This window comes from Paenimyroides tangerinum (assembly GCF_003865405.1).
GTDB lineage: Bacteria > Bacteroidota > Bacteroidia > Flavobacteriales > Flavobacteriaceae > Flavobacterium > Flavobacterium tangerinum.
The window spans coordinates 74,337-100,800 of the sequence record NZ_RQVQ01000010.1 but is presented as its reverse complement, the minus strand read 5'-3'; the positions used below and the strand labels follow the sequence as shown (position 1 = coordinate 100,800).

The 26,464-nt window shown below is 30.6% G+C and carries 38 protein-coding genes; 28 read left to right on the top strand and 10 right to left on the bottom strand.

Features of this window, described 5'->3' with window-relative positions; translation table 11 throughout:
- Positions 1-55: 55 nt before the first annotated feature.
- From EG240_RS06075 to EG240_RS06060, 4 genes are all read right to left on the bottom strand, one after another.
- Positions 56-1,315, bottom strand: a complete 1,260-nt coding sequence (locus tag EG240_RS06075) for a hypothetical protein (protein ID WP_125018502.1) — start codon at positions 1,313-1,315, stop codon at positions 56-58.
- A 150-nt stretch (positions 1,316-1,465) separates the two neighbouring features.
- On the bottom strand, positions 1,466-1,951 hold the full coding sequence (locus tag EG240_RS06070) for a HEPN domain-containing protein (RefSeq protein ID WP_125018501.1): 486 nt from the start codon (positions 1,949-1,951) through the stop codon (positions 1,466-1,468).
- Positions 1,941-3,035 carry a DUF262 domain-containing protein gene (locus EG240_RS06065; RefSeq protein ID WP_125018500.1) on the bottom strand — a complete coding sequence of 365 codons (1,095 nt, stop codon included), beginning with the start codon at positions 3,033-3,035 and terminating at the stop codon, positions 1,941-1,943. Before EG240_RS06065 ends, EG240_RS06070 begins: the two co-directional genes overlap by 11 nt.
- Positions 3,036-3,375: 340 nt before the next feature.
- Positions 3,376-4,203 carry a hypothetical protein gene (locus EG240_RS06060; protein ID WP_125018499.1) on the bottom strand — a complete coding sequence of 276 codons (828 nt, stop codon included), beginning with the start codon at positions 4,201-4,203 and terminating at the stop codon, positions 3,376-3,378.
- 137 nt (positions 4,204-4,340) lie between these two features.
- On the opposite strand from EG240_RS06060, the gene EG240_RS06055 reads away from it, so the two are divergent.
- On the top strand, positions 4,341-5,255 hold the full coding sequence (locus EG240_RS06055; RefSeq protein ID WP_262674609.1) for an RHS repeat domain-containing protein: 915 nt from the start codon (positions 4,341-4,343) through the stop codon (positions 5,253-5,255).
- 8 nt (positions 5,256-5,263) lie between these two features.
- Positions 5,264-5,680, top strand: coding sequence for a hypothetical protein (locus EG240_RS06050; protein ID WP_125018497.1), 417 nt, complete (start codon positions 5,264-5,266; stop codon positions 5,678-5,680).
- A 113-nt stretch (positions 5,681-5,793) separates the two neighbouring features.
- On the opposite strand, the gene EG240_RS06045 is transcribed toward EG240_RS06050, so the two are convergent.
- Positions 5,794-6,447 carry a LexA family transcriptional regulator gene (locus EG240_RS06045; RefSeq protein ID WP_125018496.1) on the bottom strand — a complete coding sequence of 218 codons (654 nt, stop codon included), beginning with the start codon at positions 6,445-6,447 and terminating at the stop codon, positions 5,794-5,796.
- Positions 6,448-7,013: 566 nt separating this feature from the next.
- Positions 7,014-7,199, bottom strand: a complete 186-nt coding sequence (locus EG240_RS06040) for a hypothetical protein (RefSeq protein WP_125018495.1) — start codon at positions 7,197-7,199, stop codon at positions 7,014-7,016.
- Positions 7,200-7,297: 98 nt separating this feature from the next.
- Between EG240_RS06040 and EG240_RS16460 the strand changes: the two genes are divergently transcribed.
- On the top strand, positions 7,298-7,459 hold the full coding sequence (locus EG240_RS16460; RefSeq protein ID WP_158611994.1) for a hypothetical protein: 162 nt from the start codon (positions 7,298-7,300) through the stop codon (positions 7,457-7,459).
- Here EG240_RS16460 and EG240_RS06035 read toward each other — a convergent pair.
- The gene (locus tag EG240_RS06035) at positions 7,448-7,699 is read right to left on the bottom strand and encodes a hypothetical protein (protein WP_125018494.1); all 252 of its coding nucleotides are present in this window, start codon (positions 7,697-7,699) and stop codon (positions 7,448-7,450) included. The two genes, EG240_RS16460 and EG240_RS06035, sit on opposite strands and share 12 nt — an antisense overlap.
- 255 nt (positions 7,700-7,954) lie before the next feature.
- On the opposite strand from EG240_RS06035, the gene EG240_RS06030 reads away from it, so the two are divergent.
- The 25 genes from EG240_RS06030 (at position 7,955) to EG240_RS05920 (ending at position 24,703) form a co-directional block, all read left to right on the top strand.
- Positions 7,955-8,245 (top strand): MerR family transcriptional regulator, encoded by a 291-nt coding sequence (locus EG240_RS06030; RefSeq protein ID WP_125018493.1) that lies wholly within the window; start codon positions 7,955-7,957, stop codon positions 8,243-8,245.
- A 12-nt stretch (positions 8,246-8,257) separates the two neighbouring features.
- Complete coding sequence (locus tag EG240_RS06025) at positions 8,258-8,461, top strand: hypothetical protein (RefSeq protein ID WP_158611993.1); 204 nt, start codon at positions 8,258-8,260, stop codon at positions 8,459-8,461.
- 294 nt (positions 8,462-8,755) lie between these two features.
- Positions 8,756-10,780, top strand: coding sequence for an AAA family ATPase (locus tag EG240_RS06020; protein ID WP_125018491.1), 2,025 nt, complete (start codon positions 8,756-8,758; stop codon positions 10,778-10,780).
- A gap of 44 nt (positions 10,781-10,824) precedes the next feature.
- On the top strand, positions 10,825-11,115 hold the full coding sequence (locus tag EG240_RS06015; RefSeq protein ID WP_125018489.1) for a helix-turn-helix domain-containing protein: 291 nt from the start codon (positions 10,825-10,827) through the stop codon (positions 11,113-11,115).
- Between the two features lie 8 nt (positions 11,116-11,123).
- Complete coding sequence (locus tag EG240_RS06010) at positions 11,124-12,014, top strand: recombinase RecT (RefSeq protein WP_125018487.1); 891 nt, start codon at positions 11,124-11,126, stop codon at positions 12,012-12,014.
- 2 nt (positions 12,015-12,016) lie between these two features.
- The gene (locus tag EG240_RS06005) at positions 12,017-12,751 is read left to right on the top strand and encodes an MBL fold metallo-hydrolase (RefSeq protein ID WP_125018485.1); all 735 of its coding nucleotides are present in this window, start codon (positions 12,017-12,019) and stop codon (positions 12,749-12,751) included.
- A 2-nt stretch (positions 12,752-12,753) separates the two neighbouring features.
- Complete coding sequence (locus EG240_RS06000; RefSeq protein WP_125018483.1) at positions 12,754-13,443, top strand: hypothetical protein; 690 nt, start codon at positions 12,754-12,756, stop codon at positions 13,441-13,443.
- A gap of 196 nt (positions 13,444-13,639) precedes the next feature.
- Positions 13,640-14,029 (top strand): hypothetical protein, encoded by a 390-nt coding sequence (locus EG240_RS05995; RefSeq protein WP_203229289.1) that lies wholly within the window; start codon positions 13,640-13,642, stop codon positions 14,027-14,029.
- Positions 14,030-14,040: 11 nt separating this feature from the next.
- Positions 14,041-14,304, top strand: coding sequence for a helix-turn-helix domain-containing protein (locus tag EG240_RS05990; RefSeq protein WP_158611992.1), 264 nt, complete (start codon positions 14,041-14,043; stop codon positions 14,302-14,304).
- 2 nt (positions 14,305-14,306) lie between these two features.
- Entirely contained in the window at positions 14,307-14,744 is a 438-nt protein-coding gene (locus EG240_RS16665; RefSeq protein ID WP_203229288.1) for an HNH endonuclease, read from the top strand.
- 4 nt (positions 14,745-14,748) lie between these two features.
- Complete coding sequence (locus EG240_RS05980) at positions 14,749-15,915, top strand: DUF4373 domain-containing protein (protein ID WP_125018479.1); 1,167 nt, start codon at positions 14,749-14,751, stop codon at positions 15,913-15,915.
- Positions 15,851-16,618, top strand: coding sequence for a hypothetical protein (locus EG240_RS16455; protein WP_158611991.1), 768 nt, complete (start codon positions 15,851-15,853; stop codon positions 16,616-16,618). The genes EG240_RS05980 and EG240_RS16455 overlap by 65 nt, the downstream gene beginning before the upstream one ends.
- A 17-nt stretch (positions 16,619-16,635) precedes the next feature.
- Positions 16,636-16,797: a hypothetical protein gene (locus EG240_RS16450; protein WP_158611990.1), complete on the top strand. Its 162-nt coding sequence runs from the start codon at positions 16,636-16,638 to the stop codon at positions 16,795-16,797.
- 19 nt (positions 16,798-16,816) lie between these two features.
- Positions 16,817-17,872, top strand: coding sequence for a nucleoid-associated protein (locus tag EG240_RS05975; RefSeq protein WP_125018477.1), 1,056 nt, complete (start codon positions 16,817-16,819; stop codon positions 17,870-17,872).
- Between the two features lie 8 nt (positions 17,873-17,880).
- Complete coding sequence (locus EG240_RS05970; protein WP_125018475.1) at positions 17,881-18,294, top strand: hypothetical protein; 414 nt, start codon at positions 17,881-17,883, stop codon at positions 18,292-18,294.
- A gap of 260 nt (positions 18,295-18,554) precedes the next feature.
- Positions 18,555-18,938, top strand: a complete 384-nt coding sequence (locus EG240_RS05965; protein ID WP_125018472.1) for a PcfK-like family protein — start codon at positions 18,555-18,557, stop codon at positions 18,936-18,938.
- Positions 18,935-20,218, top strand: coding sequence for a PcfJ domain-containing protein (locus tag EG240_RS05960; RefSeq protein WP_125018470.1), 1,284 nt, complete (start codon positions 18,935-18,937; stop codon positions 20,216-20,218). The genes EG240_RS05965 and EG240_RS05960 overlap by 4 nt, the downstream gene beginning before the upstream one ends.
- Before the next feature lie 3 nt (positions 20,219-20,221).
- Complete coding sequence (locus EG240_RS05955; RefSeq protein ID WP_125018468.1) at positions 20,222-20,596, top strand: helix-turn-helix domain-containing protein; 375 nt, start codon at positions 20,222-20,224, stop codon at positions 20,594-20,596.
- A gap of 3 nt (positions 20,597-20,599) precedes the next feature.
- Positions 20,600-21,097 carry a DUF3127 domain-containing protein gene (locus EG240_RS17070; RefSeq protein ID WP_125018466.1) on the top strand — a complete coding sequence of 166 codons (498 nt, stop codon included), beginning with the start codon at positions 20,600-20,602 and terminating at the stop codon, positions 21,095-21,097.
- Between the two features lie 14 nt (positions 21,098-21,111).
- Entirely contained in the window at positions 21,112-21,657 is a 546-nt protein-coding gene (locus tag EG240_RS05945; protein ID WP_125018464.1) for a 3'-5' exonuclease, read from the top strand.
- 107 nt (positions 21,658-21,764) lie between these two features.
- Complete coding sequence (locus EG240_RS05940) at positions 21,765-21,998, top strand: hypothetical protein (RefSeq protein ID WP_125018462.1); 234 nt, start codon at positions 21,765-21,767, stop codon at positions 21,996-21,998.
- A 198-nt stretch (positions 21,999-22,196) separates the two neighbouring features.
- Positions 22,197-22,589, top strand: a complete 393-nt coding sequence (locus EG240_RS05935; protein ID WP_125018460.1) for a hypothetical protein — start codon at positions 22,197-22,199, stop codon at positions 22,587-22,589.
- 12 nt (positions 22,590-22,601) lie between these two features.
- The gene (locus tag EG240_RS05930) at positions 22,602-23,024 is read left to right on the top strand and encodes a hypothetical protein (RefSeq protein ID WP_125018458.1); all 423 of its coding nucleotides are present in this window, start codon (positions 22,602-22,604) and stop codon (positions 23,022-23,024) included.
- A 163-nt stretch (positions 23,025-23,187) separates the two neighbouring features.
- Entirely contained in the window at positions 23,188-24,015 is an 828-nt protein-coding gene (locus EG240_RS05925) for an AraC family transcriptional regulator (protein WP_125018456.1), read from the top strand.
- A 79-nt stretch (positions 24,016-24,094) separates the two neighbouring features.
- Positions 24,095-24,703: a DUF417 family protein gene (locus tag EG240_RS05920; RefSeq protein ID WP_125018454.1), complete on the top strand. Its 609-nt coding sequence runs from the start codon at positions 24,095-24,097 to the stop codon at positions 24,701-24,703.
- Between the two features lie 96 nt (positions 24,704-24,799).
- Here EG240_RS05920 and EG240_RS05915 read toward each other — a convergent pair whose 3' ends face one another.
- Genes EG240_RS05915 through EG240_RS05905 form a run of 3 tightly spaced genes read right to left on the bottom strand, consistent with a single transcriptional unit; the run spans position 24,800 to position 26,401 of the window.
- On the bottom strand, positions 24,800-25,294 hold the full coding sequence (locus EG240_RS05915; RefSeq protein WP_125018452.1) for a hypothetical protein: 495 nt from the start codon (positions 25,292-25,294) through the stop codon (positions 24,800-24,802).
- Between the two features lie 11 nt (positions 25,295-25,305).
- Complete coding sequence (locus EG240_RS05910; protein WP_125018450.1) at positions 25,306-25,896, bottom strand: N-acetylmuramoyl-L-alanine amidase; 591 nt, start codon at positions 25,894-25,896, stop codon at positions 25,306-25,308.
- On the bottom strand, positions 25,883-26,401 hold the full coding sequence (locus tag EG240_RS05905; protein WP_235830336.1) for a hypothetical protein: 519 nt from the start codon (positions 26,399-26,401) through the stop codon (positions 25,883-25,885). The genes EG240_RS05910 and EG240_RS05905 overlap by 14 nt, the downstream gene beginning before the upstream one ends.
- Between the last annotated feature and the right edge of the window lie 63 nt (positions 26,402-26,464).

Sequence of the window (26,464 nt, the reverse complement as noted above, 5' to 3'; positions counted from 1 at the left end):
TACTTGCTTTGCTATGCTCACTTTCATCCGCTGCGAGTGGTTCACTTTATCCGTTCTATCCATTTTTAGGATTTAATGCCCTTACTTCTCTAATAACTGTAATGTCGTGTTTAAAATTTTGAAATGATTTAAATTTTCTATTTTTATTACTTTCATAGAATTTTTGAAATTCATTGACATCATTTTCAATTTCATACTTTTCATCATTGGATTGAAATCTTGGATGATATTCAATTAAGCCAAGATTGTTTAGTATTTTATCAACTTGATCATATTTTTCTAGAAATAAAGTAGGGTCAATTTCATCATTTAAATTTTGTTTGTGATATAGTTCTTCAATTGGACTTAATTGATTAATTTCTAATGCTAGTTTACTAATTTCTTTAGTCCATTTTGTATTCTTTAATAATATTGATTTACTGTCAAATGTTCTTTTGAATTCATTTAAGGTTTCGGGGTGATACATTAATTTAAATGGAAGATTATTTTTTTTTAATTCTTCAATTATTTCTTTTGCAGAGCTATCTTCATTGTTTTTATGAAGGTCTAGTATTCCAAAAATGAAATTTGTATCTAGAAAAAGACGCATTTCAGAAAACTTTCCATTTAGAAATTTCTTAGTTTCGTCATCACTTAATAATGCAAAACTAGTAAACGTTGCATCAGCAAGTTGTGAAATGTATTTTGCACGTATTTCGTCAGCATTTTGAATAAAAATATTTACGGTCTTTTCAAATACTTCGATATTAATTTTTTTATTCTCTGTTTCAAAAATTGATTCTAAAATAATTATGTTACTCCTATAATCGAGATCATCTTTAACAATACTTGGATTTAAAAAATTAATTGTTTGAATACCATTTTTTTCAAAAATCGCACTTAAATATTTATTTAGTAAAGTCCATAATTCATTAAAGTCCTCTTCTTGAAAAAAATCATATATTTTTGAAATTTCTTTAAACCAGTTCTTTTTTACAGAGTTTTGAATTTCATCATTTTCAGTGTTTTTTTGTTCAATTTCTTTTTTTGAGGTTTCAGATAAATAAAGAATTTTATTAGTACTGTCTTTAATTAATTTATTAGTAAACAATAGTTTATCAATTGCAGGTTGAATTAATGATGTCTTAATATTTATACCATAATATTCAATAATTGCTTTTTTTATATCATTGTCATTTTTTAGATCTAGTTTTTGTGAATTGAATAATACAAAAAGAACTAAGTTTTGTACAATTTCATCAAATTTACTATCTGTTGATAAAGCTTTGATATGGCTAAGCTTAGAAAATAATTTTTTAAATTCTAGTTCCTTCATTTATGGGGTTCGTTTTTATTATATCGCCTAACGGTCTAGTATAAGCGTAGTGCGGGATTAAAAGCACTTCACTTTCGGTTTAGCAGTATATTTATTAATATTCAATTCGTTTAAATTCAGCACTTTAGCCCGCATTACGCTTATACATTGTTAGGCACTGGCATTTTCTAATTCATCTTCTAAATACTTTATTACCTCAACTGTTTTTGCCAAATATTCTTCAAGTTTGTCAATTGTAATTTCAGAATCTCGCCCGTGAGCTATGTTGTGTCTGTCCTTAAAAATATAATTAATTGCTGTGCTACGGTTGTCTTGTTGTAAAAAATCTCTTAATCCGTTTTCCCACCATATTGGATTAAAGGATTTTGTAACTTCTTTAATCTTCTCAGTATTTGTATTTTGTAATTTATATAATTGTCCTTTAGTATAAGTTAAAACTATTGAAGGAATACAATTCCTATGTGCTATATCGCTAAATGTGTGATAAATAGCATTTTCTATGAATCCAGAACTTAAAACACATAAGTATTTTGCTAAGTGAGACCTTAATTCATCATCTGGCTCAAATGTTTTTGCTTTCAAAATGAGATTTTGAATTTTCGTATATTGTCTTGTTAATTCGATATTAGAGAACATAATTTTCAATATACTCGTTAAACAACTTGTGTCTTAATTCAACAACTTTGTCATCAGATGTAGCTCTCGTAATTGAATCTACAAATTCTTGACTTTTATATAAATTATCTAAATCTCTGACAAAACTATCGAAATCAATATTTTCGTCAATACGTTTAGCAATTCCAACCATTAAGACCTCAAAAGCAGAAGCATTAAAAACTCTATCAGGTCTAAATGCGTTCTTACCTATTTTAGTTAAAATCAAATCTGAAGTTCGTTTGAAAATTGAGGATAACCTTTCAATTTCCTCATCACTAGGGTTTCTATATTTTAAATTAAATTTGTTTAAAAATTCCTTTAAAGGTTTAGAGTAATTTTCTAAATTAGAATAAATTGCGAAAAAACGCAGAATCATCTCTTGGTCTTTTAATCTATTGTTTTCCTTTCCAAACAACTCTCTCCAAGCTGGATAATCATTAAGTTCAGCAATCATTTTGTTCATTTTTCCGATGTAAATTGCAGAACGGATTTCTTGCGGTGTCAATTTTCTACCCCCTGTGTTAAGTCTTTCGAAAACGTGATAAATACTTGTATTATCATCATTTGGAGATTCTTGTTTTATAATTGTTGCGTGAATGATTGAATCATCTAGTTTAATTCTATCTTCTTCTTCAAGTTCTTCGTAAGTTTTGTTTTCAAATTGTTTTTGAACATTTTTTAGTCTAAATACTTTTCTTCTTGAATCATCAATTTTTGGATTGAAAAATCCTTCATAGAAAAACAGCAGTGACTTTAATCTTTGCTGACCATCAATTACTGATAATTTATTTGATTCTCCTTCTTTCGCTAAAAAAACTCCAGGAACAGGTAAGCCCAATAGCAAAGATTCTACAAGTCTTGAAGCTTCGGCTTGATTCCAAACATAATCTCGTTGAAAAGGTGGAATAAAAATATCGCCTCTTTTTAGACGCTTTACAAGCCCGTCAACATCATAATCCGCTCCATAACTAGAAATATCATAAATAATTGGGGCTGAAGAATCTTCTGAATCTTCAACGTCAATAATAGTCTCATCTATTTCGTCAAATTCGTCTCCGTTCATATGTTTGTTTTGTAAATTTTAATTTTGTTTTTGTTCGTTACTGTTGTTTATGCTTGTGCCTAACATTTATATAGGCGCAATACATCTAATTTTGGTAAACAATTATTTTACTCTATAAACCTAGAAAAAACAATACCTCTCACCTATTTTACATATTGCGCTAATTTTACATTATTAAAAGCAAAACAGACTTAATAATAATCTATAATTAAATCTTTTTAATTAGAATAATACGTCGCAATATACATTTTTTTACCATAATTTAACATTTATTTTCATCAGGGTAAACCCTGATTTTAGGGCATAAAAAAACACCCTAGTTGGGTGTTTATGTTTAATATCAAAAATTAGTATCACCTCCTAATGCTTCGTATGCGTCTAAAATGTTTTGAAGAGCCTTTTTTTCATTCTCAGAAACTTTCCTATCATCATAATATTGTTTACCATTATAACGAAGTTTAACGGACTTAGAATTCATTACATCCTTTACAATATTATAAAGATTATTGTCTATTGGAACATCGTACCATTCCCAAATACCACCATATCCATTATCCCTCTCCACCTCATCACGAGTTGTTGAAATTGTATACGAATTATTATCAGTTTTTATAATATAACTATTTATAAATAACCAATCATCACTTTTATATTGGATTCTAAATCTTAGCCAAGGTTTCCCACCTTCTCTTTGCCCCATATAAAGATGAAAACTATTTCGGTCATTATAATCCGTTGTTGTTTTATCATAATACCAAGTTATACCTTTAATGTCGTCTTTCCTTGACCTTAGCTTTTTAGTTGAATTAGCCAATCGCTCTTTTTCTGCTTTCTCTAACTTATTTTTTTCTATTTCATTAGCTAAATCAAGCGCCTTTATATTAGCGTCAACATCAATTAATAACTTTTTAGCTTCTACCGTTTGATCTGATGTTGGATGTTTATTTATTAAAGTCTCAATTTCAGATTTCGCTTTATAATAATCCTTAGAATTAATTAATTTTTTAATTTGTGATAATAATTTAGCTGGACCAAATTTTAAATCCTCCAATTCAATTTTCAACTTTTCATTTTCAGCTTTGATGGAATCAAATTCATCTTTAGAAACTTTTTCTCCACAGCTAATTTGAAGAATGCAAAAAAATAATAAGGGTAATAGTTTTTTCATAAGTGTGTGTATTTAAGGTTATAAATGTTTTATGTGTATCTCTTTAATTAAGTAAAGCCCGCAGCAATATAGGAATTTTAAATAAATTTTTTTATACTTAGTAGTTCCATACCGACCATTTAGGAAGTTCTTCGTATATTACCGACAACTTTGGAAGACCGTCTCACTACTACGACCAACTACCATTTGGTGAGAGTATGGTGGAACACAACCAAAGTAGTTATTATAATAACGGTTATAAATTTAACGGAAAAGAACAAGACGAAGCCACTGGAATGTATTATTATGGCGCACGATATTACGATCCAAGAATAAGTATTTTTATAAGTGTGGATCCGCTGGCTGAGAAGTACCCAAACATAGGTGGCTATGTGTATGTAGCTAATAATCCTATCAATTTTATTGATCCAGATGGTAGAGAAATCATTATAACGGCAGGTAATGAATCGTTTACATATAATCCAAATACAAAATATAGCGGTAATAATTCATTTATAAAAAAGAATGTTGAGGCACTCAATATGGCAAATACTGTTAATATTGGTAAAGCAGTAATAGATGAAGTAGTTGCTTCAAAATCTGTTATGAATATTGTAGAAGGAAATACTGATTACGAAAACACTTTTGATTTTGATATATCTACAATGACAATGAAGGCCAGAGAATCTACATATACAGGAGGTACAAATGATGTTGAGTCGGTTATGCACGAAGTTTTTCATTTTTATCAAGGACTTTATGGTGAGTTAGACGTAAGCATAAGTACAGAATTAGAAGCTTATATTTTTCAATATTGCTTAGGGATGAAATTAGGTGGATCTAGTGAATATACAAATTTTAATAAAGAGGGAACGTCATTAAGTCAAGTTTATTTTGATTTTTCTTTTAGAGAATTTGATAAGGATAAGTTAATAAAATCTTTTAAAGAAGGAGTCAATTTATTTAAAGAAGGTCACAGTGCAGGTGAGATATACCAAAGATTCCCTTTAAAAGAAGAAAAAAAACCAAATAGATTGTTAAATTTAGAATCTAAAGGATTATTAAAAGATTAATAGTTTTTATGAAAAAAATAGTAATATTATTTATTTTCTTTTATCTAAATATGTATTCCCAAAATGGATGTTATAGAATAGATAAATTAGATTTTTCAAAAATTATTTTTGATAAAGAAAAAATTGTTTTTTTGGAAAATCAAAATACTGAAGATTTTGGCAATATTTTAGTAAAAGTTTATTTTTTTGGGGAAACTGTTATTAAAATTAAATCTATAAAATCTGATTTTAACAATAGTATTATCGATTATAATGATCCAATATATACAGAATTATACATTAAATTAATTCAATTTTTTGAAAAAAATGTGACTGTTCAATATGAAAAAAATGTAATTTACAGTATGACATATATTTTTAAATATTATTCAATTGTCGATAATACCGATGAACTCGATAGCGCGGATTTGCAATCTGTGTTTTAAATAAAAACAACTCAAGCTGACCGTAAAAAGTCGGCTTGTTTTATTATAAAAAAGTAAAGCCCTGCAAATTGCGGGGCTTCTTCATATTTTTAAAATATAAATTAATTTATAATCTACATCTCAATCTTACCAATATATCTAACCTGCAATATTGCACGAATACTAGAAATCGGCATATCGATTGGCTCAAAGTCTTTATTTCTACTCTCAAGAAGTACGTATCCCTCCTTTTCATGTTTCTTCAGATACTTAACCATACGCTGCTCGGCAGTAATGATTAAATACTTCATACCGTAATTAAAGAAGCTCCAATCCTTAATTACTTTATACGCTACCCTATCCCCGTTTGAGATTTCAGGATACATTGAGTGCCCGTAAGTTGGGAAAGCAATATCTGCATCTATATTCTTAGGAATAAACATTAAATCATCGGGCTCTCTATTTTCCAAAAAACCATCGTCAAGAAAAACAACGTCTCCAGCTGAAACATTTATATTATAGAATGGAACAGCCTTAAATAAATTAGTATTTAAATTACTAAAATTACCAGTATCATTTTTTTCAACTTTAGCCAAATCTTGTTCCGTAACATTAAACTTCTCTTCAAAAGTATCCAAAAAGTTCACAGAAGGATTTACCTTTTTAGTCAAAATATTACTAACCTGACCTTTAGTAAAGCCTAGTAAATTAACTAGCTCCTTATTTCTTAACTTATTATCTTCTATATACTTATAAAAGAAATCAATTCTATTTTGTAGGTTTTTCATTGGTAGCGGGATTATTTAGAATCATTACAAATTAACCATAATTATACTTTTTTTACTAAAAGTATACATAAAGTATTCAAAAAGTATTTATATTTGCTCTGTAATCAATAAAGCAATTCTAATACCAAATCGCTTAAGCCGATAAAGTTACAAAAAATTAGAATACGTTTTTAAAGATTACCGCAACGAGGGAAGCGGTAGAGAACTTGGCGTAGTATGAGCGTCTATACGTATATCATACCTAGTAGCATCAAATAGGTGTGAACGCCCGAACGGGTACAGCGAGGACATTTAGGATGATCGCTTTAAAAAGGAACGTAAAGACCTATATATGATATTCTGCTGAGAGGCATTAATCATTTGCAGTAGCTAAATAATAGTTTATCGGATTACTACCGACTACTGCGCTAAATTTTTAAAAATATAAAAAATGAAAAACGTTGATTTAAAATATATAAGATACGAGAGCCTAAGACTAGCAATAAAATATCTTAAAAAGAAAAAAAACAAACCAAAAAAACTAAAAAAGGTAGCTGATACAATTTACAACTACCTCTTAAAAGATATTAAGAAACTGTCTCAAGAATAGCTCTGAAAACTAAACCCTGAGTTGCATTAACAAAAGCATTTGGACTCTTGTTCACGGAAAAATGAATTATTTTTTCATTTTCTCTAATTTCTTTATTCAACATACTTTCGGTTTCTTCATTATTATTTGAGGTAAACTCCAAAACTCTGAATCTTTTCATCATAATTATATTTTTTGTTAGTACTCAAATATAATTAAAAGCCACTGGTTTTGAAACAGAAACTTACTTCGATGTAGCAGTGGCGCTAAATTTTTAAAACTATGCAACAAGAAATAATAAAGCGTAAAGACATATACACCAATTCATTTAAGAAATGGAATAAAAAATATCAAAAGCTTTTAACAAAGGCAATTGAAACTGAAAAACGATTAAAAAAAATAATAGATAAAATTAATCGACATCAAGAAAATTTAGCCAATTAAATATTCGATTTGTTTCTCTTTTAAATATTCACTTATAAACCCCGAATTAGCAAATTCTTTAGCTTGTGAAGGGTAGTTATTGTTTAAATGCGCTAAACAATTATCTAAGGCCACATCGATAATATTTTCCAATTCAATTGACTTGGCTTTCTTCCCCTCAAAAGAGTTATTAAAATTATTTTTTTTTAACTCAAAAGCATTATCAATAATGTTTTTGATCTCATTTTTAATCGAATCCATAAATTATATTAAAGGTTAGAAATCTAATATAATTAAAATTCCGTTGTTGGAACAACCAATTTACAAGAGTAATCCTTGCAACGGAACAAACCCTAAAAAACCCCAAACCTATGAACTATCAAGAAACGATCAACCGTATCAACAACGAGATGCAACAAATTAAAAAAGCAATGCAATCTCAAATCGAAAACAACTTATCAACTGATAAGTTCATTAAAACAATGTTCAATCAACACAATATAATCTGTCTATAAAATGGAGGCTACATTAACACATGAAGACCACGAAAGAATTGCAACACTAGCAGCTGCAAAAACATTCGGATTAATTAGAGATTTTCTAAAACCGACCGAGGAAGGGAAAATCAAAATAAACAAATCATACGCAACTAAAGAGGTTGCTGAAATATTCGACGTAACCGTACACACAATTAGAAATTGGTACGGAGAAGATAAACACTGCTTACTTAAAAAATTAAAAAATGTAAATAAGTTCTCAGGAGTTTCTGTTAAGGCGGAATTCGAAAGGCGAAATGGTATAAAATAAAAACGACTGACTATGGAAATGTCTAAAATCTATATTGAGTTACAACTATTGAAAGGGCAAGTCGATAGCTTATGTAAAATATTCGAGAAAGAATATAACACAGATAATATTTCATCAAAAAAGAAAGAACAGCTAAAAAGAAATTTCAATATCGAAAAGCACATTTCCAAATCAGTTGTAAAAAGAAATCTTAAAAACAAAAAAAGCGACGAATAATCGCCGCTTAACCCTAAATGATCTACCACAATCATTTATTAAAACTCAATCAAGTAATTGAATTATGACAACAAATTTAAACAATTCCTCATTAAGCGGAAAGTTTCGTAGAGTAACTTTTTCGCAAAGTTCTGAACATAAAATTTCTAACCTAATAGAAAAAGAGTTCAACAAAACTAAATGCAGTTCAAAATCATTTGAATTGATACAAATAGCAAAACAGCACAACCTTAGTATTGCTAACACATTAAACGAAAAACATAACCTTAAATATCAATCCTAATTAAATCTACCATGAAATCAATTGTATTACAAAAATTAGTTATAACTAATTTCAAAGGAATTAAAAACCTTATCATCAACTTTTCCGAAATAACAGACATATTCGGGGCTAACGGACTTGGTAAAACAACAATCTTTGACTCGTTTACCTGGTTACTTTTTGGAAAAGATTCACTCGACAGAAAAGATTTTGAAATCAAACCTTTAGATAGCAACGGAATTTCAATACCAAAAATTGAAAATGAAGTTGAAGGAACACTTTTATTTAACGGAGAAGAAATCGTTTTAAAACGAATTCATCGTGAAAAGTGGGTTAAGAAAAGAGGACTTTCTGAACCAGAATTTAACGGAAATGAAACTATTTACTTTTGGAATGATGTTCCAATGAGTGCCAAAGAATACACTTCTAAAATAAACGAACTATTAGATGAACAAGTGTTCAAACTAATTTCAAATCCTTTAGCCTTTAATAATCTAAAATGGCAAGACAGAAGAAAAGTTCTAATTGACATTGTCGGAGAAACAAACGTTAATTACATCGATAATGATTTAGGACATATCCTAGAATTAACCAAAAAGAAAACGATAGCCGAATTAAAAGCGGAGGTTAATGCTAAGGTTAAGAAAATTAAAGAAGAACTAAAACAAATACCTACTCGTATTGATGAAGCTGAAAGAGGTAAACCTGAAGCAATAAATTTTGAATCTTTAGAACATGATTTAAAACTTTGGGAAAGAGATTTAGAACGAATTGATAAAGAACTTCAAGATTCATCTTCTAAAAATCAATTTTTAATTAATAGAAAAACTGAAATTCAAAACGAAATATTCGGTTTTAAATCAAAACTTCAGGCTATAGAATTTGAGCTTGGAAATACTGCAAGAGCCAAAACTCAGAAAGACACCTCCAAACTTGATGCTTTAAACCAAAGACTCCAAAGCTTAAACTTAGAGCTTTCAAACGCACAAAGCAACCTTAAACAAGTTGAGGCAAACAGGGATTACGAGTCGGACCGCTTAGGGAAGATTCAGAAGAAAATGGAGTATAAACGTTTAGAGTGGCAAAATGAAAATTATCAAACCTTAACCTTTAATGAGAACGACTTCCACTGCCCTACTTGTAAAAGAGAATTTGAGTCTGGAGACGTTGAAACCAAAAAAGCTGAAGCTTTAACCAACTTTAATACGAATAAGGCTAAAAGATTAAATGAAATCAACCTACAAGGCGGTAATTTAAAAACAGAATCTGAAAACATTCAGAAGTACCTAGACCAACAAACCGAAAGAGTTGAGCAATTTCAAACCAATATAAATAAAGTTTCAGAAGATATAAAGTCTTTACAATCTGCAATTGAACTAGAACAAAATATTGTTTCGGGAACAGATACACCAAGTTTTGAAAAGGTATTTACCGAACTTTTAATTTCTCATGTGGAGTACAATTCAATTAAAGATTCCATTCAAGCTAAAGAACAAGAACTTGCAAATATTCAACCGATATCAAACAGCGAGCTTGAACAATTGAAAAGAGAAACATTTGGAAATATCAATATTGTAAAACAACAATTGAATACTAAGTTTCAAATTGCTGCAGCTGATAATCGTATATATGAATTAAAACAAGAAGAGCAAAGCCTTTCTGCTTCACTTCTTGAACTTGAAAAACAAGAATTTGATATTGAGAAATACATTCGTTTGAGCATTGAAGCCTTAGAAAATAACATCAATCAAAAATTCGAACACGTCACTTTCAAATTATTCGAAACACAAATAAACGGTGGGGAAATTGAATGCTGTGAGGCTCTTATAAATGGAGTACCGTTTCATAACGCAAACACCGCTTCAAAAATAAATGCCGGAATTGATATTATAAACACACTTTGTAATTTTTATAATACAAACGCACCAATATTCATTGATAACCGAGAATCGGTTACAGAACTAATAAACTCAAAAAGCCAAATAATCAATTTAATCGTTTCAAAATCTGACAAAACAATCAGAGTTGAGGCTCCCTTATTATTTGCACATTCCTAATCTAACCGAAAACCAGTCCGTAAGTAAAACTAAAAACTCTACTTATGGACTTACAATTAAATCAAATTTTAGAAGCGGTTACAGAATGTACGGGAACCAATGCAGATGACTTAAAATCATCAAATCGATGTAGAAGGCTATCCGAATCAAGATTCTTATTCTTTTTCTTTTCAGTTTATTTAACCAATAAGTCCTGCAGAGAAATTGGAAGCTTTGTTAATCGAAAGCATAATACCGCAATCCACGGAGCAAATAAAGCGGTGGAACTTAAAAAACATTACAAGGACTTTCATTCAAAAATAAAAACGATCAACGATAAGTTGACATTAACCTAATATCTATCATGAATACACCAAATCAAAACCCAAACACACAAGTTGCAGAAATTAAAAAAGATATTTCTTCTCAAGTATTAGCAAAGGTTGATTCCTTTCAAAAATCTGGAGAACTTGTTTTACCAAAGGATTACGTTGTCGAGAACGCTTTAAAATCTGCTTACATTATACTTTCAGATCCGAAGAACAACTTACTCGAAAAGTGCGATAAATCATCAGTTGCAGAGGCGCTTTTAAAAATGGTGGTTTACGGAGTATCCCCAATTAAAAAACAGTGCTACTTTATTCCTTACGGACAAAAATTGGAATGTTCGGTTTCTTACGCTGGAAATATTGCAATTGCAAAACGATACGGAAACTTAAAGTCAATCAAAGCAAACGCAATTTTTGAAGGTGATACATTTGAATTCGAAGTTGATTCAACAACTGGTAGAAGAAAAATAACAAAGCATATTCAAACTCTTGAAAGTATCGGAAACCCAATGTTGAAAGGAGCTTACGCAGTTTATGAATTAAACAACGGAATCATAGACGTTGAAATCATGAACATCAAACAAATTCAAGCGGCTTGGGGACAAGGTGGTTCAAAAGGAAACTCACCGGCACATAAAAACTTCGGAGACCAAATGGCGGTTAAAACAGTTATCAATAGAGCTTGTAAATTATTGATTAGTTCTTCAGATGATTCAATTCTTTATGACCCGTTAGAAGAAAACGAATATGTAGATACCGCTAAAGGAAACGTGCAACAAGAAATCAAAGACAACGCCAACAACGAAACCATCGGTTTTGAAAATATCGAAGAAGCTGAAATCATAGACGAAAACGAAATTCGTGAGCAGCATCAAGAAATGGTTGTGGAAACACAACAATTTGAAATAGCTGGACCTAATTTCTAAATATGAATCTTAAAGTAATCGGGACCGGAAGTTCTGGCAACGCATATCTCCTCTATAATAAAGAGGAGATTTTGCTTTTAGAATGTGGCGTATCTTTTAAGAAGATTAAAGAGGCTTTAAATTTCGATTTCTCAAAGGTTGTGGGTTGCTTGCTTTCACACGAGCATGGTGACCATAATAAGGCGGTTAAAGATATTCTTTCGTCTGGAATCAAACTTTATTCGAGTCAGGGAACGCTCGAAGCCTCGAACGTGATTGAGCACCACAACTCAAATACCATTCAAGCTAAAAAACTCTATCAAATTGGAAATTTTAAAGTAATTCCATTCGATGTAAGACACGATGTGAAAGAACCTCTTGGTTTTCTAATAAATCATCCCGAATGCGGGACCACTCTATTTCTTACGGATAGTTTTTATTCTCCTTACAAATTTAATGGACTTAATAATTTAATTATTGAAGCTAATTTCTGTGAGGACATCATCGACCAAAAATTAAAAGCAAATAAAAAATTTCTACGAGATCGAGTTTTAAAATCTCACTTATCAATACAGAAATGTATTGACCTACTAAATGCAAATGATTTATCACAAGTCAATAATATCGTCTTAATCCATTTATCAGATTCAAATTCAAACGAGGTTGAATTCCAACAGAAAGTTGCACAGGCAACCGGAAAAAACACAATCGTTGCAAATAATGGATTAGATATTTTATTTAACAAAACACCTTTTTAGCCATGAACCTAAACGAAGAAACCCAAAACGCTATAAACAAAGTAATAGCAGAAAAAGTACCAGAAATTATTGAAAAAAATGCTGAAAAGGCTATTAAAGATATTATTGAAGATATGTTCCGTTGGGATTCGGATATAAAAAAACAAATCAAAACGAAAATATCAGAGTGCTTAAATATAAACTTAATGAAGTTTGATTTAATTGATTACAACGCTTTAATAGCAGAAACAATTAATAAAAATTTAGTTGAACAAGTAAATTTAGAACCCATCCAAAAAATGATTTCTGAAACAATTGGCTTTATTGATAAAACTGAAATAACACTTCAAGAAATTGCTGATTTAGTTATTGAAGGTGCTAAAGAGGGCTCAAGCGATGGTGAAGGTAAAATAACTTTTATTGTTGAGGAATCTGATTACAGCTGGCTTAATATTTACGCTGACTTCGAAGCTGATAAAAAACCAAAAAATTGCGCCATCAGATTTGTTATTTACAGAGATAAAGAAGGAAATTTTAGAAATATGGGGTGCTTTAGTATTGAAGATATATGGAATAATAATAAAAACATAACACCATTCAAGGCAGCTAACCTAAGTGGAGTAGAACAAAAAATATTTAGAATTTATTCAGCACAAGTAAAAATAACAGAATTAAACGATTCAATTGATACTTATTGGACTAAATACGAATAATAAATTTATTATCATGCCACTACAAAATATATCAATCAAAGGTTGGATTACATTTCTAATCTTTATTTCAGCTTGCCTAGCTTTCTTTAAATTAACTAAGCTAATAAATATAGGTTGGGATTGGGTTCTTGCTCCTATTTGGATTCCAATTTTATTGATTGGACTTTTTCTATTAATAATAAAGGTTATCAATTGAATGATCACTCCAAAAGAAAAAATACAAACAGAGCTCGAGGAAATTCAAAACTTCCTCGAACTTACTCAAAGTGAAGATATAAACGAAGCCGTTTATCGTGGAAATGAACTTGCCGTTTATATGGCTCGATCTGGAAAGCTTTTAGCCGATGCGAAAATTCATCGAGAGGAAAAACTAAATAGCGAAGTTATGAGGGAAATCAAAAGTCTAATTTCGTTACCTGCAAGTACCTCAAACAAATTCATCGAAACTTTAACTAGAGAAGAAAATCATCTAGTAAACTGGGCTGATCGTTTAAACGCAGCTTGTTCCAGACAGCTTGAATGGTGTCGGACTATAATATCAAAAGGCAAAGCAGAAATGCAAGCCTTACAAATGTATCAAGGTTAAAATTATCAATTATGATTGAAATAAAGCACCATGAGAACTTACCCGAAAACCAAAGACATTTCATTGAGAATAAAAAGCATTTTTCTAAACAGTGTGTTATCGTTTTACAAGCTTTGCAGCGCGGTGAACGACTTACTACTATTACGGCCTTAGTCAACTATAGAATTGGCGATCTAAGACGAAGAATTAAAGATTTGAAAGACTATCATAATATAGATATCAAATCTTCATTTGTTCCTGGAACAAGATTTAAAGAGTATTACTTAAATACTTAATTATGGCAAGACCAACAAAAAAATTAGACATAATTCACTCTAAAAAATATAGAAATCAAGTTGAGGAGGATATTAAAAATAATAACCTCTCTAATAAGGTTGAAGATTTTCGCGAAGAATTTATAAAGTTCTGTTGTTTAGAAAGACTTAATTATGAAGCAGATATTAATGATGAACTTGACCAATTTTTTAAACGAAAAAGAATGTATTCAACTAACGTTAAAGAGTGGAAAAGAATAACAAATTATATATTAAAAAGAGACAACTATACTTGCGCATATTGTAAAAAAGTTGGAGGGGTGCTCGAAATCGATCATGTGGTCCCCTTTTCAAAAGGTGGGTCAGATGAGTATGAAAATCTAGTAACAGCATGTTTAAAATGTAATAGACAAAAAAAAGATAAGAGTGTTAGTGAATTTATAAATAACAGAAAAAAATAAAATCATGAGTAAAAATAAATTCTATTTCAGCCATGATGGTGGCGCTCGTAATGATGATAAAATTATCGCCGTACGAATGAGACATAAAGCTGAAGGTTACGCAGTTTATTTCATGATTTTAGAAAAGCTACTTGAAAGCACAAATTATATGAGCGTCAAAGATTATAATGTTTTAGCCTTTGACTTTCGTGTGAGTGCCGACGTGGTAAAATCAGTTATTGAGGAATTCGGTTTGTTTGAGTTTACAGAAGATGGAAAGTTTTTCTTTTCAAAAGGATTTAGCGAAAGAATGGAGCCTTTAGAAAATATGAAAACTTCAAAAAGTATAAGTGGGATTAAAGGAAACTTAGTTAGACACGGCCATCTTTCTAAAGATGAAATTGAAAAAATGACTAATGAAGAAATTCTTGAATTTGAAAATTCTCGCAAAAACTCGCAAAATTCTCGCAACGCGAAACAAAATTCTCGCAAAACAGTCGCAGAGCGACAAGTTTGCGATGCAAATTTCTCGCATAATAGAATAGATAATAATATATATAATAAATCTACTAACGTAGATTATATTAATAATAGCGAAAATCAAAATTTCAATTTTTCAAAAATTAGAGAGGTTTGGGAAAATTTCTCTGGAAAAAGAAATTCGTTTGAAAAAGATTTAAAAAAATTTTTAGAAAAAGCGGAAGGTCTTGAAATTGATTTTGAAAAATTAAATTTTGAATCAAAAAACGCGGAAGATATTTATTTCCAATCTTGGCTAAACCAACAATTTCCAAAATCTTCCAAAAAAGTTGCGCAAAAAAAGGTTTCTTTTTCCAAGGAAGATTTCAAAAACAAACTTCTTGAACTTGGTGCGGAATTGAATCACGTCGAGGATTGGATCAAAGTACGAGTTTCAAAAAAAGCAACTTTCACCGAAACCGCACTAAACGCATTTTTGAACGAGTGCAATAAAAACAACTTCCCAATTGCCGAGGCAGTAAAGCTTTGCGCAGAAAGAAGCTGGCAAGGCTTCAAATACCAATGGATTTTAAACGAAAATCAAAGAAATGGAACAGCAATTACAAACACAAACTTTGCAAGTTCAGAGTCAAAACAGCCTTACTTCTTTGACCGCGAAAGAGCAATGCAGGCCCTTACTAGCCAAACTGCAGGAGGATTATCCGAAAATTAAAAACGAACAAGTTCAAGTCATCGACGGCACCATCAACTACCTCTTTGCGCTTTTGAATATTCAATTCAAGCCCGAAGAGCGTCTGTACCGAGATGCACAAACTCTTGTTTTGTCGGAATTTCTACAAGATCGTTTCAAGCATTTAACCCTTGAGGAAGTTAAAACCGCCTTCAAGATGTACGCAGCGAAAGAATTGCCGCAATTAAAAACATTTCGGATTTTAGATTGCATTTCACTTGGCGAGGTTTTAAACGCCTTTGTAGAGCATAGAAATCAAAATTTGCACATCTACAATCTAAAAAAGATTAACAACACGCAAAATTTAATCGGTTTTAAACCTTCTAACGAAGAAAAACTAAAGATTAGTAATCTTAATCGAAAGATACTTTTCGAAAGCCTTAAATCAAACGAAATTGATTATTCAGCTTTCATCTACTACAACCAGCTTAAGAACAAAATCAATTTAAGCCAAGAACAGGTTTTAGAGCTTTATAACTCCGAGCTAAAAAAACACGAGCGAGAGCTTCAGCAAGAAGCCTTTAAAAATCCATTGAAAAAGATCGATTTACAATCGTTTCAAACCGAATTAAAATCTAAAAAATGGAACCCGATAATCATCCAAAAAAGCCAAAGCGTAGCGGTTTGTAATTACTTGAAAAAGTTTAAAAATTTTGATGAATTTCTAAACGAATTTGAAGACTAAACCTCAAAAAATAAGTTATGGCAGACGATTCAGAAAATAAACACACAAAGCAACAAAAACAACGAAAAGAGGCAATAAATGCCTTAAATATGGCTAAAAAAATCGAAAAAGAACAAAAAAGAAGCGTAAAATACATTCAAGGAACTAACGCCCCAAGAACGCTAAAAACAAATAAATAACCCAAATTTTTATACCACAATGATTAATTTATTTAACACCCAAATTGAAGAATTGTTTATTCACAAAGTAGGAAACAAAAGTCGAAACGAACCGATTTTCTTATCAGAAGAACCACTTAAACTTACGGATGAAATTACTCCGCTAATCAAGGATTTTTTCTTTAAACCCTTCAGAGAAAAAGAAGAAAACTACTTTCAATTTGTACATGATGTGGATTTAGATTATAACGAAATGTTTAATCTGGTTTCTGAAATATTCATTAACCCAAGTACGCTTGATAAAATATCAAAGAAAATAACAAAGCATTTATTTGACCAATCAAATCATCCACACATCAAAAACGGAGAGGTTTACGTGACCTACTTAACAAACGTTTCAATTGATAACAATATTGTTGCTGCAATTGGAATTTTTAAGTCCGAAATTAAATCGGATTACTTTGAAATAAACGAGGCAGAAAGTCGATTAGAGCTGAATCTAAAACAAGGTATTTCACTTGAAAAACTTGATAAAGGCTGCCTTATTTTCAATCACAAAAAAGAAGAAGGATATAAAATTTTATCAGTTGATAGCAATCGATACGATGCCCGTTATTGGTTAGAACATTTTCTAAATGTAGATGCTTTTCAAGATGAAAATTTCAACACTAAAAAATATTTAAAATTTGTTCAAGACTTTGCAAAGGATGTTGTCCTTCCGGCTGAGGATAAGAAAGAGGAAGTTTTATTCTTAAATCGTTCAGTAAACTATTTTGCTAAAAACGATGAATTCGAAGAAACAAACTTTTTAAATGAAGTAATCGAAAATCCAGACCTACAAGCCGAGTTTAAAAACTATAAGGCCGACAAAGGAGAAAAATATTCTGTCGAAGATTTAAGCAGTTTTGAAATTTCAAATTCGGCAGTAACAGACGCTAGAAAGAAAATCAAAAGTGTTATAAACTTAGACACCAACATATCAATAAAGCTTGACCTAATAAACCCAGAATCTGCAGAACAATTCATTGAAAAAGGCTGGGATGAAGAAAAGCAAATGTACTATTACTTAATTTATTTTAATAAAGAACAGAAATAATTATAGATATGGATTATTTAGAAATTGAGCTTAACTATCTAGAGCTATCATATATCTCGGAAATTGATAGCGTTAAAGCGAAAGAAATTTTTCAAGATGAGTTAAAATCTGAAAAAATAAAAAGAAATGAATATATTAAAGTTGGGCTCTTAGTAAAATACTTTGGTAAAATTAAAAGCTTAGATAAAAGGTACGACGGCCAAAACAAATTACTTTTCTTTTTAATGCATAAGTCTGAAGGCTACAAGAAATTTTTATCTCACTTACCGACTATTAGAAAGAAAACCTTAGTTGGGGGAAAGAGTGTTTTATTAAAAATTATGAGCGAAAAGCAGTTAGAGCATTTTAATAAAGTAATCAAAATGAAATACGATAGATTACCAAGCCAATTTAAAGAGAAAAGTGAGCAAACTAACTCCTGAAGAAAAGTATAATCTTCTCAAGGAATTTGTCGAATCTGATGGAAGGAATTTCGAAGAGGATTGTATGGCGGTATATACCACGCCAACCAAACAAATAAAAAAAATTATGCCTTTGGAGAATGGCTTCGATAAACTGATGAAGAAATTCAATAATGAAGAGACCTCCAAAGGAATTGATATCTGTATTAAACTAAAAATATATAAACCGAAAGAGTAGCTAACCCCTACTCTTTTTTTATTTCCTAAAATCTACCATAATCATGAAAGGATCTAATTATTTTAAAAATGTTATTCAAGACTATTTGAATAGCCAAGCTGAAAAAGATGAGCTTTTTGCAAAATCACTTTCAAAAGAAAATAAAAACATCGACGATTGCATTAACTACATTTTAAATCAAGTTCAAGCTTCTGGTTGTAATGGATTTGCCGACGAAGAGGTTTTTCAAATGGCTATGCACTACTACGATGAAGATGATTTGAAAATTGGAAAACCAATAAATGCACGAGTTGTTGTTAATCATTCGGATTTTGAAGGTAAAAAAGTTCCAACACAGCAAAAGGAACAGGTAAAAGAAAGGAGCCCGAAAGTTGTGAAGTTAAAATCGAATAACCAAGTTTCACTATTTGACTTTCCGGGCGTATGAAACCAAGAACTAAACTGCAGCATCAGTTAGTTCAATACTCTAGTTGGCTAACCCCGGGTGTAGATAAAAAAATACTAAACTACGCCCTATCAGATTGTAATACTAAATTGGGATTTAGCACCAGTAAAACCTATTGGTGTGGTGTTTGTGGCAATTCTCACTCGGCTAAAGATATTGTTAAGAATGAAACCATTTGTCCGTCGTGCAATAGCGAATTACATATTTTAGAAACTAAAAAAAGAAAGTTTCACGAAAGCTATTATATCGCTTTTGCCGAAGATATGTTCGAATACCAAGTGATTAGATATTTCCATATAGATGTAAATTATCGAAAAGGAGAACATTGGAAAACAAACGTTTTGGAGTGTATTCAGCAGTATCATACAGACAATGATTTTCATTTAATAAGTAGGCTTACCCACTACGGCGATACACCGATTTACGGGCCAATGGAAGTTAGAAATCCGGGCTACTACAAACAATACGCTTATAATCCTTATCCCTCTGCCTATCATCCGGAATCTGTATTCTTAGAACAATATTCAAAAAAAGGCTGCCAAGGAGATTTTGGAAATATTCGTTTTGATGGGCTAAAACGTCAATTAAATTTTAATTGTCCGAAAACCGAAACACTTCTTAAAGCCAAACAAACACAGCTTTTGAAAGTAGCGATATCAGATTCTTACAAGGTTTCAAAATATTGGAATACGGTCAAAATTTGTTTAAGAAATAACTATAACCCCATAGATGGAGGAATTTATTTTGATTACATTGAACTTTTAGAATACTTTCAAAAGGATATAAGAAATTCAAAATTCGTTTGCCCTAAAGACCTACATAAGGCACACAATAAACTTGTTGCAAAAAAACGTAAACTAGATAAAAAATTAGCTATTGCCGAGCAAAAAAGAAAAATGAACTTTGATCAAAAGCAATACGAAATTGAAAAAGGTAAATTCTTCGGATTAAAGTTCAAAAAGGGTAATCTTACTATCAAAGTATTGGAAACCATTCAAGAGTTCATTGAAGAAAGTGAAAAGCACAATCATTGTGTTTATACAAACAAATATTACGCTAAACAAGGCTCACTAATTCTATCGGCAAGGGTAAACAACGTTCTAAAAGAAACGGTTGAAATATCATTAAAAGAAATGATAGTAACTCAGTCGAGAGGCTACGGAAACAAGGCTTCCAATCATCATAAAGAAATCGTTGAGCTTGTAAACGAAAACCTTCATCTTATCCAGGAACGAATTTTATCTCTCAGTCAAACGGCGTAACGTATGAAAAAATTAATTATTACAACTATATCGGAATTACTTGGTTTTGACGGAAATGAAATCTTTCTAAAATCAAGAAAACAGAAATATGTCTTTGCAAGACAAATGTCTTTTTATTATCTTCGAAATGAACTTTTCTGGACACAAATAAAAATCGGGGAATTATTCGATGTTGATCATGCAACAGTAATATTCGGAATCAAAAGTTTTAAAACTAGACTCGAAATATACAATGAAGACAAAATCATTTATCTAAAATTTAAAGCTGTTTTAAAACACGGAAAAATTGATGAAAAAGAATTATTATCGGCATTTATCATAAAAAACAAGCGCTATTTGAGCGAAAATTTAAAAAACTATTTAACTGCGGCACTTTAAAAAATGGAAATATCAGGATTTATAAAAATGATTGGTCAGCCCCAACAAGTTAGTTCGGCTTATAGAAAAAGAGAAATTGTTGTTACAACAGAAGAACAATATCCCCAACATATTTTAATCGAATTTAGCCAAGACAAATGTGATTTGCTTAATAGACTTCAAATTGGTCAAAAAGTAAAAGTTTCCATCAATTTAAGAGGTCGAGAGTGGACAAATCCTCAAGGAGAAACTCGTTATTTTAATTCGATTCAAGGCTGGAGAATTGATGGCGAACAACCACAACAACAAAATCCAACAAGCGGATATCATGGGCATGGCTCGGCTGTTGATGACTATTATAATAGAAATACAAATACTCAATACCAACAACCGACTTTTAATCAAAACCCAAATAATCAACAACCAAATCAAGCTTTTGGAAGTCCACAAGGAAATAACCAAGGACCAAACCAACCACAAATGTTTAACGGTGAGTCTGAACCCGACGACCTACCTTTCTAACCCAATTTTAAACCATGGAAATATTAATTTTAGATATCGAAACAACCGGATTCCTAACTCAAGGTGGAAAAATTGTAGAAATTGGAATTGTAGAATTAGATCTTGAAACAGGTTATAAAAAAATCATTTTTGATCAAGTTGTTCACGAAAAAGGAATTACCCTTGAGGAAGTTAAAAACTCTTGGATAGTCAATAATTCAAGCCTTACGGTTGAGGAAATTAGGCACTCGCCCCCACTCGATAAAGTCAGAAAAGAAATTCAAGATATTTTATTATCCTATAAAAATGGAACAACGGCTTTTAATAATGTATTCGATTTTGGCTTTATGGAAAACAGAGGTTTTCATTTTCCCAGAAAATTGGATTGCCCTATGAAGCTTTCCACAGATATTTGTAAAATTCCTTCAAGTCGTGGCTATAAATGGCCCAAAGTTCAGGAAGCTTGGGAACATTTTTTCGGAGATACTGGATATATTGAAACCCATAGGGGCGCGGACGACGCCTTCCATGAAGCAGATATAGTAATGGAACTATACAAACTCGGAGTATTCAAAATTTAAAGCATTAAAAATGAATATCGAGCCACCAAATAATAATAACAGATTCAACACACAAGGCTACGTTTTCGTAGCCTTTCTTATTTTAATAATTCTAATAAAATTAATTTATGAATAGATTAGAAACTCTTTTTAGAATTTGCTACTTAATAAATAGTGAGGGACAATATAAAACATTGTTTAACCTAGCCGATACCAACTTTATTTCAATCTATATTTCGGAATTAGACGAAAATAGAAATCTAAAAAGTATTTGCATAAATCAAGGAGACCAAAAGGCCGTATATGAAGGAATTGAAACTTTGAAAAAATATTTAAATCCAATTGGAAAATGTTCTGCGTAATTATTTTGGTATTGGCTATATTCATTGATATATACACCAAAATAATTTAATGATTTTTAAAAACTAAATTATTGAATTATACATAAAAACTATCTATAGAATTAAGTTTTTTTTTATATATTATATGTTTTTTTTTAATAAAATTCATATTTATATTAAAAAATTAACTACATTACATAAAAAAAAACACACATCTATATGAAAACTCTTATCGTTTGTTCTAATAAAAAAAATGCTTTGGCAAGCATTCAGAAAAAAAATGAATTTTATGAGCCATTAAATTACTATTGGTTCGAAAAAATAATTATTAACCCAAATTTCCTTTTTTTTCAATTCTTTGGAGAAAATCCATTAGATATTAAAGTAAATTTAAGGGATGAATATATTGTAGAATTGTTCAATGAAGAAATTCTAAAAAATGAATCAATTAAACAATTTAATCTTATAAAATTTATTTCAAAAAAATATAATCCACAAAATGAAAGATCATTTTTAATTAAAGATTGTAAAAAAATTGAGCTTGTAACAATTTCAGACGTAGAGCATTTAATTACCAAGCAGAATATATATTTTAAAATTTCAACAAGCTAAAATACGATAATAATGAAAATAGGCATTGATCCCGATTGTGATAAATCGGGCTTTGCCCTAATCTACCAAAACCAAACCGAACTAACCACACTTACTTTCTTTGAACTCTTTGACCGATTTGGTCAATTAATCAACTCCTTTGGAAAAGACAATATCAAAGTTTATGTTGAGTGTGGTTTTTTAAACAAGTCTAATTGGCATAGAAAAGTTCAAGGCACTTCAGCCATCAATGCAAAAATCGGAGAACGTACCGGGGCAAACTTTGAAAAAGCAAAGAAAATATGTGAAATGTGTGAGTATTACGACCTAAAGTATATCAAAGTTAAGCCAACAAGAAAAAAGCTAAACGCTGTTGAATTTAAGGCTATAACTAAAATAGAAAAACGCACCAATCAAGAAATGAGAGATGCGCTTATGTTAGTTTTTGGTAGGTAATCTTAACTGATACGTATTTTAAGAAAATACAAAATATGTAATTCAAAACCATTTAATTCTTGTATTATTTTAAAGATGTTTAGCGAAAATTTCGCCCTTTGAATAAAATAAGTATATTGCGCCTATATAATATGCTAGCTGTAATTTTTAAAGAACGTCGCAATTGAACCAGATTTCCATACAAAACATTAGTAGTAAAAACTTTTTAAGAACAATAAACTGTCCTTTTTACCAAATTTTAGTATTCAATGGTTCTGCAAAATTTGAAATAAATTTAATCCAATATGAATGTTCTGACAGTACAATATTATTTTTAACACCATATCAGCAATTTAAATGGTTAGAAAATAATGAGTCAGCATTGTATTTGATTCAATTTCACGGTGATTATTATTGTATTGAATATCACAAAAATATGATTTCATGTAACGGAATTTTATTCAATAATATCTACGAAAAACCATTTTTCAACATCAATGAATCATACTATGATGAAATTGTAAATACAATTGAAAAAATGGAAAATGAAATAAAAAATGAAATAGTCAATCCATTTACTGATTCGATTGTTAAATCGTATTTGCAATTAATTTTATCCATTTCTAGTAAAGAAAAATCTAAATATCTAACTGATATAAAGCCAAATGAATTACCTAATAAAGATTTAATTTACTTTCAAGACTTGATTGAAAAGTATTATAAAGCAGAAAGAAGTATGACTTTTTATGCCGCTGAATTTTCACTATCAACAGATGCCTTTAGTAAAAAAGTGAAAAAACAGTTTTCAAAGTCACCTTCGCAATTGATTAATGAACGTGTAATTTTAGAAGCTAAAAAATTACTTCATCTTACTTATAAATCAATTAAAGAAATTGCACAAGAACTGAACTTTGAAGATGAATTTTATTTCAGTAGATATTTCAAAAAGAGCGTTGGCGTTTCGCCTAGTTCTTATAGAAAAAATGTAGGAATTTCCATCGCTGCAAAATAGTCTAGGTTTTTCACTTATTTGTCTATTCTTATTAAGTATAGAATGTTCTAATTTTGCTAATATCATTAATTTATATAAAATGAAAAATTTAGCATTATTTTTAGCATCACAGCAATCCAGTTTTATTAATTTAATTCGCATTTCAATCTTTGTTGTTATGGCATGGATCGGTGGATTAAAAGTGTATCAATATGAAGCTGACGGAATCGTTCCATTTGTTACAAATAGTCCTTTTATGGGTTTTTTCTACAATAATTCAAATAAAATTGCATTAAATGAAAAAGGAGAAAACGTTGCCGAATATACATTGCATAAAAATCCTGAAGGAAAAACCGTTCAAAAAAATATAGATTGGCATAAAGAAAATGGAACCTATTTATTTTCTTATGGTTTGGGGACCGTGATTGGTGTCATTGGCTTATTCGTTCTTTTAGGCATTTGGTTTCCTAAAATTGGAATGATCGGTGGCCTATTAACTTTTGGAATGTCACTAGTAACATTAACATTTCTTATCACAACACCAGAAGTTTATGTTCCCAATTTAGGGGGAGATTTTCCAACGCCACAATTTGGTTTTCCCTACCTTTCAGCAGCAGGACGGCTAGTTTTAAAAGACGTTATTATGTTAGCCGGAGGTTTAATTATTGCATCAGATAGTGCGGGAAAGTTAACAAAAAACTGCGGATAATAGCTAAGCCTTCGTCTTGCCCGGAGGTCACGAGATGAAAGCTAGAATAAAAACAAAAGCGAGTTTAAAAGCTCGCTTTGTCTATAAAAAAATAAATTACCAAATTTTAAACCTACTTTTGTATTTCCGATACAAATAAACTATTCCGACTACAACAGCAATTCCAAACAGAATCCATAATACAGAACCAAAATCAAATTCTTTTTCTTTTTTTGATATAGATTCGAGTTCGTTATACTTTTCTTGGAGTTCAGAAAATTGAACTTGTAACATATCGAATTTTTCGGTTAATTGTTTTATGTTTTCCGTGACTTTCTCATCGGTTTTAACCTCAGTGTTGTAATTATTAAATTCGTGAACCGTGCCGTCCTTATCGGTGCGTTTGTAATTGTCCGCTTTCTCTTTTTTATCTTCCGATTTCTCAATTATGCGCTCGGTGATCGTCTCTTTTTTCTCGTGCGTAATTACAAGTGAATCTCGAAGCGTTGTTACTAATTCATAATGAATTTTTTTTTCTGCTCCTTCCTTTTTAACGCTGCGACAACCTACTAAGGCTATCGCTGCGAATACTATTAGTAATAGATGTTTCATTTTAAAATTAATTAAAGTTTTACGATTTTTTTAATTGCGTTAACGTGAGCTCTTGCAATTCTTGAACGCCCATTTTCAGACATCAAAATTTTTAAATCTTGTAAATTGTCCATGAAAAAAGATTCCGTTAACATTGCTGGGCAATTGGTGTTTTTCAAGATGTAGAAATTAGATTCTTTATCATCATCACCGTCCAATCTATCACTTCTCATTTTCTGTTCAGGAAATTCTTCTTTAAAACAATCAAACATTATCTGCGCAAATTCATCAGATTTAGTTTGATCAACCGAAGTAAAAACTTCAAATCCAGTACCACCTCCAGCATTTGCGTGAACAGAAATCAGACAAGTATGTTTTCCACATTCAGCGTGATGAGCATTCGCACGTTTTACTCTTTCGGCAAGTGAAATATCTTTTAATTCAGGAACAAGAACCACATACTCAATCTTTTCTTTATCTAATGTTTTGGTAATTCGCTTTACAATATCACGGTTAAATTCGTATTCAAATAATTGTGAACCATCTTGTAATACAGGTGAACGTTTGCCTACCGTTTCTTCCCCGTGTCCGTTGTCTAATAAGATTAATCTATTTTTCATCATCTTTATCAAATAAATCCTTTAAATCCCCAGTTTTCTCGAAATTGTATAACCGCTGCATAAAGAACTTTGGAGGATATTTTCCTTTACTCAGAATGAAAATATTCTTCAAAACCTTGCTTATTGGAAATAAAAGCGTACTTATTTGAATAAGAATTCTGAAAATTTCACCCGCCAAATTATCGCCTGCAGTATATCGCAACATTTCTAACATAACATAGCCAATAATGACTATGAAGGTCATTTCAATGTTTCTGCCTAAAAAGAGCTTCCAGCTAAAGGTGTTTTTCTTAAGATGATAATAGCAGCCAACAATCATATTGGCTACAAGGGAACAGCAAAGAAATGTTCCGAATTGATGGTTATCCGTCCACCACCAATTAAACAAGTTTAAAAGAAACGCTATTGGTGCCAAGTGGGCGACCACATTGAAAGCGTAGTAAATTTTGTCCTCCCATTTCACCGAACTATCAGTAAAGAGTACTAATTGTGCAAATAATTTTCTCATTAAAATCTATTTCATTGATTATTAATCTGTTTTATCTAAAATAGATTTTAAAGACTTTTTTAT